General features: G+C 42.1%; 1 protein-coding gene and 1 pseudogene. Both read right to left on the bottom strand.

Annotated features, from left to right (window positions below; all coding sequences use genetic code 11):
- Positions 1 to 241 (bottom strand): annotated as a pseudogene (locus tag A3735_RS22845) (NADPH-dependent 7-cyano-7-deazaguanine reductase QueF); the annotation flags it as partial.
- A gap of 79 nt (positions 242 to 320) precedes the next feature.
- On the bottom strand, positions 321 to 1094 hold the full coding sequence (locus tag A3735_RS22840; RefSeq protein WP_068508962.1) for an ABC transporter permease: 774 nt from the start codon (positions 1092 to 1094) through the stop codon (positions 321 to 323).
- Positions 1095 to 1174 lie beyond the last annotated feature (80 nt).

The following is a 1174-nucleotide window of genomic DNA, read 5'->3' as shown; positions in this document are numbered from 1 at the left end:
TCATGTATGGCGAATCACATGGAATGCTAAAGTACGCGATCGCTGCCTGAGGCTTACCTTTTGAGTTAAGCCAGGACAGCTCGTAACAGGTCCAGCGGTCTTCACCATGAAAAGGAATATCAGCACTCAGGTTCAGACTTTCACGATTTTGTTTTCGGTCTAAGGGAAAAAGTATCTCGGGTGAATAGCTTTGATCGTATTCAGTCCCTTTACCTAATTGGCTTTGATGAGCATCCGTCACTTTTTACTCCTAAGTTCTGAAAGTGAAAAAACTACGCTATGTACTGATTCTTATATATTAGCTTAGAGGCAAAATCATATTACGCTCTTATGCCTTTTCCGCGATTCAATAAGTAAAGCGCATAAGAAAAGCCTATTACGATAAATCCGCAAATCATCAAATATGAAATACCAATATCGACATCACTTACACCAAGAATACCATAGCGAAAAGCGTTAACCATATACAGTATAGGGTTAATTTGGGAGACCCCCTGCCAGAACTCAGGCAACAAACTGATACTATAAAAAACACCCCCCAAGTAAGTAAGTGGCGTCAATATAAACGTTGGCACTATCGATATGTCATCGAATTTTGTCGCATAAATCGCATTGATAAAACCGCCTATCGAGAACAGGATAGCCGTCAGAATAACAATGCTGGCCGTTACGGCGATATTTTCAACACGTAAATCGGTAAAACCCAGCGACAGTAGTGTCACGATCAGACCAACAGATATACCGCGACCAACACCGCCCATCACATAACCGGACAAGACTACCCAGTTAGGTACAGGTGAGACCAGAATTTCTTCAATGCTATGTTGAAACTTCATGCTAAAAAAAGAGGACACTACGTTAGCATAGGAGTTAGTAATCACTGACATCATGATTAAGCCGGGAACAATAAAGTCCATGTAGTCAAAACCGTCCATGTCACCAATTCTCGGGCCAATCAAGTTGCCAAAGATGACGAAGTACAAAGCCATCATTATCGCCGGTGGCAACAATGTTTGTACCCATATACGAGTAAAGCGACGAATCTCTTTGGTCACAATAGTCAAGAAAGCGACCCATACCTGATGCGCATTCATCTTACACTTCCTCCTGCGTTTTGGCGTTCTCAACCAAGTCCAAAAACAACTCTTCTAAGCGGTTTGCCTTGTTACGCATA

The sequence above is a fragment of the Oleiphilus sp. HI0061 genome (assembly GCF_001635675.1).
This window is presented reverse-complemented; position numbering and strand designations above follow the sequence as displayed.

Bases quoted from the DNA above. Each gene is read 5' to 3' on its own strand.
- A3735_RS22840 (WP_068508962.1), bottom strand. From the start codon at position 1,094: ATGAATGCGCATCAGGTATGGGTCGCTTTCTTGACTATTGTGACCAAA.